Below are 5,984 nucleotides of genomic sequence, written 5' to 3'. Positions count from 1 at the left end.
GCGCCCTTCTTCCGTCGACTTCTTGGGCGAGCAAGAAGTCGACCCGCCCGCCGGGGCGGGACCCGGCAAGCCCCGCCGCTCGATGAGCGGAAAACCTAAAACCGTCGAGGCAGGTCCCGGCAACTCCGCCGTTCACCGAGCGGCAAATCACCTGTCGAACACCCCGGACTTTCCGCCCTCTTTATGGACCAGGCGGATGTCGCAGAGAACCATGCCCCGGTCGATCGCCTTGCACATATCGTAGATCGTGAGCAGTGCGACCGACACGCCGGTGAGCGCCTCCATCTCGACGCCGGTGCGCCCGGTGAGCTGGACGGTGCAGGCGGCCTCCACCTCGAGCGTGTCGGGCAGGAGCTCGAAATCCACCGTGCATTTGGTGAGCATCAGCGGGTGGCAAAGCGGTATCAGTTCGGAGGTGCGTTTGGCGGCCATGATGCCCGCCACCCGTGCCACGCCGAGCACGTCCCCCTTCTTCGCCGCTCCCGTGCGGATCGTCTCAAAGGTCTCCGCGCTCATGCGGACGCGCCCCTTGGCGGTCGCGATGCGCAGCGTCTCCGCCTTGGCGCCGACGTCCACCATAACGGCGTTTCCGTTTTGGTCGATGTGGGTAAGCCCGCCCATCACACGCCGCCCTTTCCAAAGCCGCAGTTGGGGTAGTGGCAGGTTTCGCAGTTCAGGCAGAGCCCGCCGTTCCCCAGCCGCGCGAGGTCCTTCGCGGTGACGGGGTCGTCCGCCATAACGCGGGGCAGCACGAGGTCGAAGATCGTCCGCCGCGCGTACATGACGCAGCCGGGCAGGCCCATGACCGGCTTGCCGTCCAAGTAGGAGAGCAGGAACATCGCGCCCGGCAGCACCGGCGCGCCGTAGCTGACGATCTTTGCGCCCGTCGCCTTGATGGCGGCGGGGGTACGGTCGTCGGGGTCGACGCTCATGCCGCCCGTGCAGACGACGAGGTCCGCGCCGTCCGCGAGGAATTTTTCAATCGCGGAGGTGATCCCCGCCGGGTCGTCGCCGCAGAGGGTGACCCCCATCACCTCGCCGCCGTACTCCTCGAGCTTGGCTGCGACGACGGGCGAAAAGGCGTCCTTGATGCGGCCGTAAAAGACCTCGTTTCCGGTCGTGACGATGCCGCATTTCTTCTTTTTGTAGGGCAACACGGAAAGCAGCGGACGTCCGCCCGCGATCCGCTTGGCCTCGTTCATCTTTTCCTCGGAAATCACCAGCGGGATGACCCGCGTGCCCGCCAGCTTGTCGCCCGCCTTCACCGGCAGGTGGTTGCTGCGCGCCGCGATCATGATCTCGCCGAGGGAATTGATCGCGTCGAGCCGCTCCACGTCGATGGAGAAGAGCCCGTCGCAGGTTGCGGAAAGCTCAATCTTGCCCTCCTTGACCGGGCTTTCGGACATGTGCTCGTTCTTGCAAAGGTCGCAAAGGATGCGCGCCCCCTCGTTTTCGTGGAGCATGCCCTCCTGCTTTTCCCAGATGTAGAGGTAGTCCTTGCCCATCGAGAGCAGCACCGGGATGTCCTCCGCGGTCACGACATGCCCCTTGCGGAAACGCGCGTCCTTGGTCACCCCGGGAATAATCTGCGTCATGTCGTGGCAGAGCACCTGCCCGACCGCGTCCTCCGTCTTAATCCGTTTCATCTGCTTCCCCGCCTTCAAAACATTCTGTAAACAGCCGCTGGGCCGCGTCCTGCACCTCCCGGCGGAACCGCTCATACCGCCCGAGGAACCGCTTCCCCTCCGCGGTCACGCTCGAGGAGCCGCCTCCCGCGCCGCCGACGCGGCGCTCCATCAGCGGAAAGCCCAGCTCCCCCTCCGCCTTGCGGATGATCTTCCACGCCTTGCTGTAGCTCATCTCCATCTCGGCGGCCGCCGTCTGCAGCGACCCGGTCCGCTCGACCAGCCGCAGCAGGGACGCCACACCCGGTCCAAAAAACTTTTCCGACCGCCGCAGGCTCACCCGCAGCGAAAAGGACATCCCCTCAGGCAGCATCGCGCGTCCCCCCTGACCGTTATGTAAACGAAAATATATCGTTTCCACCATATTACCACAAATTCCATAAAAGTCAATGTGGAGGATTGCCAAAGGCGGCCCCGCCGAGCCTGCGGCGGGGCCGTCCGGAAATTTAAACGGAGGACGATTCCCCGACGACCCTGTAGGTCTCGTCGACGATCCGCTCCATCGCGTTGAGGATGTTCTGGTAGCCGGTGCAGCGGCAGAGATGGCCGGAGATGAGCTTGCGCAGCTCCTCGCGGCTGTACTTTTTGCCGGTGCCGACGATTTCCACCGCCGTCATGATGAGCCCCGGCGTGCAGAAGCCGCACTGGACCGCCGCCTCCTCGATGAACGCCTGCTGGATGGGGGACAGCTCCCCGTTCGGGCCGCGCAGGCCCTCGACGGTGAGGATGCGCCTGCCCTCCGCCCACACGGTCAGGTAGATGCAGCTGTCGATCGCCTCGCCGTCCACCAGCACGGTGCAGGCGCCGCACTCGCCGACCTCGCAGCCGCGTTTGACGCTCGTGAGCCCCAGCCGGTTCCGCAGCGTGTCGAGCAGGCTCTCCCGCTCGTCGACCGCCAGTTCGACCGGCTTGTCGTTGACCGTCATCTGAATCAGTTTCAGCATTCCACCGCACCTCCCGCATGAATGATCGCCTGTTTCAGGGCGCGCCGGCTGAGTTCGCGCACAAGCTGGAGGCGGAACTCCTTCGAGGCGCGCCAGCTCGTGCGGGGATTGACCTCCCCGGCGGCCGTCTCCGCCACCGTCCGGAAGAGGCCCGGCCCGATTTTCTGTCCGCGCGCCGTCTCCTCCGCCCCGTGGCAGCGGATGGGGGTGGGCGCCGCGACGCCGAACGCCAGCCGCAGCTCCTCCACGGCGGCTTTGTCCTCCGTGAGCTTCACATGGACCGCGCAGCCGAGCGTCGCGATGTCCATCGCGTTGCGCTGCGCGTATTTGATATAGTGGCCGCCGAAGCCCTCGTAGTCCTCCTTCGCGATCCGGATGGCGGTCAGCAGCTCGCCGTGCGCGAGGTCGACCTTCCCGGGACCGCGGTAGAAGTCCTCCAGCCTCACCCGGCGCACACCGTCTGGGCCGGTCAGCTCGAGCAGGGCGTTCAGCGTCAGCAGCGTCGATGCGCTGTCCGCGCTCGTCACGCCGTTGCAGACGTTTCCGCCGATCGTGCCGACGTTCCGCAGCTGCGGGCCGCCCGCCTGGTCGACCGCGCCGCCGAGCGCGGGCAGGTGCTCTTCGATCAGCGGGTCGCCCGTGACGTGGGAGAAGGTGGTCGCCGGGCCGATGACGATCGTGCCGTCCGGCTCGATCGAAACGCCCTCCAGCTCCCGAACGCCGTGGATGCTCACAAGCGAGCAGCCCGCGAGCTTGCCCTCGCGGATTTTGACGAGCACGTCGCTGCCGCCGCAGATGACGACGGCGGACGGGTCCGCCGTGAGCGCCGCGATCGCGTCGGGAACGCTCTTTGCAAGGTGGATTCTCTCGATATCGTACATCCCTTCGTCCTCCCCTCTATTGGATAAGCCCGGCCGCGGTGAACTGCTCGACCAGCTTCTGCGGGTTCAGCGGCAGGCTGTCGACCGCCACGCCCGTCGCGTTGAGCACCGCGTTGCGGATGGCGGGGGCCGGCGGGATGGCCGGCGGCTCGCCGAGCGACTTGTTGCCGTAGGGCCCGCTCGGGTCGACCGTCTCCACAAAGCCGACGTTCAGCTCCGGGGTGTCCATCGCGGTGGGCAGCTTGTAGTCGAGCAGGTTGCCGTTGAGCGGGCGGCCGCGGTCGTCGAAGCGGAGCTGCTCGCCCAGCGCGTAGCCGAGCCCCATGCTCATGCCGCCGTGCACCTGCGCCTCGGCGAGCTGCGGGTTGATGAGCACGCCGCTGTCGTGGACGTTGATGATGTCGAGCACCTTCACCTTGCCCAGCGGGATATCGACCTCCACCTCCGCGAAGCAGCAGCCGAACGAGAAGGTGTTGTCCTTGCAGTGGTAGGTCTCCTCCGCCGTGATATGCACCGACCGGTCGAGGCTGTAGAACGCCTCCATCGCGAGGTCGGCAAGGTCGACGAGCTTTTCGCCTGTGTGCGCGTCCACCACCGTGCTCTCCCGCAGGTCCATCGTGTCGGCCGGGCGCTTTTTCAGGTAGGCCGCGTAGTCGAGGATGCGGGCCTTGAATTTTTCGGCGGTCTTTTTGACCGCCATGCCGCTCACATAGGTCTGGCGGGAGGCGTAGGCGCCCGTATCGAAGGGGGCCACGTCGGTGTCCTGCACCGTGACGATGTGGATGTCCTCCAGACGGATGCCCGTCGTCTCGGCGGCCATCTGGGTGAAGACGGTGTCCGCGCCCTGGCCGATCTCGGTCGCGCCCATCTGGAGCTGCGCCGAGCCGTCCTGGTTGAGGATCAGCCGTGCGCTCGCCGTCTCGAGCGAGATCGGGTAGACGCCCGTCTTATAGCTGAAGAGCGCCATGCCCACCCCGCGCCGGACGGGACCGGTCTGGTTTTGGCAGGCCGCGCGCTTTTCGTCCCAGCGGATGTGCGCCTTGCCCTTCTCGATGCAGGCGAGCAGCCCGCTCGAATAGCAGGTGATGCCGGTGCCTGGGTCGACGTAGCCGGGCCGCATGCAGTTCTTCTCGCGGAAGGCGATCGGGTCGAGCCCCAGCCCCCGCGCGATATCGTCCATGTGGGCCTCCATCGCGAAGTCGACCTGCGGGATGCCGTAGCCGCGCATCGCCCCGCCCGACGAGAGGTTGGTGTAGACGGTATAGGCGTCCGCGTCGAGCACCTTTTCATCCTGGTAGAGATGGCGGTAGGCGTTGGAGGCGTTCGCCACGATCGCGTGGCCGTGAGAGGCGTAGCCGCCCTGGTTGGACCACGCCTCGAACCTGCGCGCGACGAGCCGCCCGTCGGGACGCACGGCGGTTTTGAGTTTGAATTTGATCGCGTGGCGGGTGCGGGTGCAGGAGAAGGTCTCCTCGCGGGAAAGCTCGATCTTGACCGGACGCCCGCCCACCTGCATCGTCAAAAAGGCGTTGAGCGGCTCGTAGAGGACCTCCTGCTTATTGCCGAAGCCGCCGCCGATATAGGGCTTGATCACGCGGATCTTCCCCCACGGGATGCCGAGCGCCTGCCCGCAGACGCGGCGGACGATGTGGGGAATCTGGGTGGAGGAGACGACGACGATCCGTCCCTTCTCCATGTAGGCGTAGGAGACGGGCTCCTCGATGTGGCAGTGCTGGACCGCCTGGGTGTCGTATTCCCCCTCGAATACCCGCAGGGAAGGGTCCGCCTTCACGATCTCGTCGAAGTCCCCCTCGCCGATCGTGAAATGGCTGTGCGCCAGCAGGTTGTCGGGGTGCTCCTCGTGAATGGCCCCCGCGCCGGGCGCGAGCGCCTGCCCGACGGTGGTGATGGCCGGGTACTCCTCGTATTCCACGCGGACGAGCCGCGCGGCGCGGGAAGCAGCCACCTCGTCCTCCGCGACGACTGCGGCGATGTCGTCGCCGTAGATGCGCACCCGCCGGTTGAGCAGCATGCGGTCGGCGACGTCCTGGTGTGCGGGCTCTACCGACCAGGGATGGCCGGGGGTGGGGTACTGGATCTGCGGCGAATCGAAGCAGGTGACGATCTTCACCACGCCGGGGACCTTCTCGGCCTCCGAGAGGTCGAAGGATTTCACCAGCCCGTTGGCGATCGTGCTGCGCACGACCTTGGCGACCAGGCAGTTCGCGGGGCGCAGATCGTCGGTGTACCTGGCCCCGCCGGTCACCTTCTCATATGCGTCCACGCGGGTGACGCTCTTCCCGATTCCCATAAGACAAGCCTCCTTGCGGATAAATTAGAGGGTCAATTTATAACGTAAGCCGCGCGGCGCGGCAGGGTATTCATAAGTCATAAGTAATACTATTGCGGCGAGAAAAAAACAGAACCGCATCCGCGGGATAAACAAGGTGCTTTTGCCTCCCGCCCGCGGCGGG

At 65.9% G+C, this 5,984-nt stretch carries 6 protein-coding genes; all 6 read right to left on the bottom strand.

Features of this window, described 5'->3' with window-relative positions:
• Window positions 1-147 precede the first annotated feature (147 nt).
• On the bottom strand, window positions 148-624 hold the full coding sequence (gene moaC, locus RDM88_RS11245) for a cyclic pyranopterin monophosphate synthase MoaC (protein ID WP_374045462.1): 477 nt from the start codon (window positions 622-624) through the stop codon (window positions 148-150).
• Complete coding sequence (locus RDM88_RS11240; RefSeq protein WP_308754928.1) at window positions 621-1,646, bottom strand: molybdopterin-binding protein; 1,026 nt, start codon at window positions 1,644-1,646, stop codon at window positions 621-623. Before RDM88_RS11240 ends, moaC begins: the two co-directional genes overlap by 4 nt.
• On the bottom strand, window positions 1,633-1,998 hold the full coding sequence (locus RDM88_RS11235) for a LysR family transcriptional regulator (protein WP_308754927.1): 366 nt from the start codon (window positions 1,996-1,998) through the stop codon (window positions 1,633-1,635). Before RDM88_RS11235 ends, RDM88_RS11240 begins: the two co-directional genes overlap by 14 nt.
• 133 nt (window positions 1,999-2,131) lie before the next feature.
• Entirely contained in the window at window positions 2,132-2,629 is a 498-nt protein-coding gene (gene xdhC, locus RDM88_RS11230) for a xanthine dehydrogenase subunit XdhC (RefSeq protein ID WP_308754926.1), read from the bottom strand.
• Entirely contained in the window at window positions 2,623-3,510 is an 888-nt protein-coding gene (gene xdhB / locus RDM88_RS11225; RefSeq protein ID WP_308754925.1) for a xanthine dehydrogenase subunit XdhB, read from the bottom strand. Before xdhB ends, xdhC begins: the two co-directional genes overlap by 7 nt.
• A 16-nt stretch (window positions 3,511-3,526) precedes the next feature.
• Window positions 3,527-5,821 carry a xanthine dehydrogenase subunit XdhA gene (gene xdhA / locus RDM88_RS11220; RefSeq protein WP_308754924.1) on the bottom strand — a complete coding sequence of 765 codons (2,295 nt, stop codon included), beginning with the start codon at window positions 5,819-5,821 and terminating at the stop codon, window positions 3,527-3,529.
• Window positions 5,822-5,984: the final 163 nt, after the last annotated feature.

This window comes from uncultured Anaerotruncus sp. (assembly GCF_902490045.1).
In the GTDB taxonomy this organism is placed as follows: Bacteria; Bacillota; Clostridia; order Oscillospirales; family Ruminococcaceae; genus Anaerotruncus.
This window is presented reverse-complemented; position numbering and strand designations above follow the sequence as displayed.